The 1,059-nt window shown below is 68.8% G+C and carries 1 protein-coding gene and 1 pseudogene; both read right to left on the reverse strand.

The window, feature by feature from the left end:
* Window positions 1-588: pseudogene (locus I5I_RS15580) on the reverse strand (aldehyde dehydrogenase family protein); the annotation flags it as partial.
* Window positions 589-649: 61 nt separating this feature from the next.
* A partial coding sequence (locus I5I_RS15585; protein ID WP_036321936.1) for an aldehyde dehydrogenase family protein occupies window positions 650-1,059 on the reverse strand: 410 nt, incomplete at its 5' end.

A 1,059-nucleotide genomic window follows, 5' to 3' on the forward strand; every position in this document is an offset into this window, starting at 1 on the left:
TGACCTCCGCGGCTTGCTCGTTGGTGAGACGGACGTCCAACGTACGGCGCCGACGGGGAAGCCCGCGTCGGCGTAGATCTGGGCGATCGCAGCCGCGGACTGCGGACACTGCGGTGCGTGCTTGAGCAGGATGGTGTTGCCGATCGCCAGGTTCGGCGCCGCGAAGCGGGCGACCTGGTAGTAGGGGAAGTTCCACGGCATGATGCCCAGAAGCACGCCCAGCGGCGAGCGGCGGATCACCGCGGTGCCGTCCCCGAGGATGTCGATGGGCCGGTCGCCGGTGATCTCGTCGATGTGATCGGCGTAGAACTCCGTGATGTCGGCCGCGAAGTCGACCTCACCCTCGGCCGCAGCGAGCGGTTTGCCCATCTCCCGCACGATGATCGCGGCCAGCTCGTCGCGGCGCTCGCGATGCAGTTCGGCGACCCGGCGCAGCAGGGCCGCACGCTCCGCCGGCGTGGACGTGCGTCCCCATGTCTGTGCCGCCTCGTGCGCGGCGGCGACGGCGGCCTCGACCTCGTCGGCCGTGAAGTCGGGATAGGTGGCGAGGGTCTGGCCGGTGGCGGGATTCACAACCGCATACGTCATCGTCGTTCTCCGTTTCGTGTCGACTGAGGGTCGGTTCGCGTCAGTGGGGATCGGGCAGGGATCAGGCGGGGATCAGCGTGTACTTGGTCGAGAGGAACTCGTGGATGCCTTCGAGGCCTCCCTCACGGCCCACGCCCGACTGCTTCACGCCGCCGAACGGCGCGGCCGCGTTCGAGACGACCCCTGCATTCAGGCCCATCATGCCGGTTTCCAGGCGATCGATCATTCGCATGCCGCGCGCGAGATCCTCGGTGAAGACGTAGGAGACCAGGCCGTACTCCGTGTCGTTGGCGAGCCGAACGGCCTCGTCCTCGTCGGTGAACGTCGCGATCGCGAGCACGGGGCCGAAGATCTCCTCGCGGNAGATGTCGCTGCCGCCCGACACGTCNGTGATCACCGTCGGCTCGAAGAACGTTCCCGGGCCGTCGACGGCAGATCCGCCCGTGAGCAGGCGCGCGCCGCGCGCGACGG

This window comes from Microbacterium sp. B24 (assembly GCF_000333415.1).
Lineage (GTDB): Bacteria > Actinomycetota > Actinomycetes > Actinomycetales > Microbacteriaceae > Microbacterium.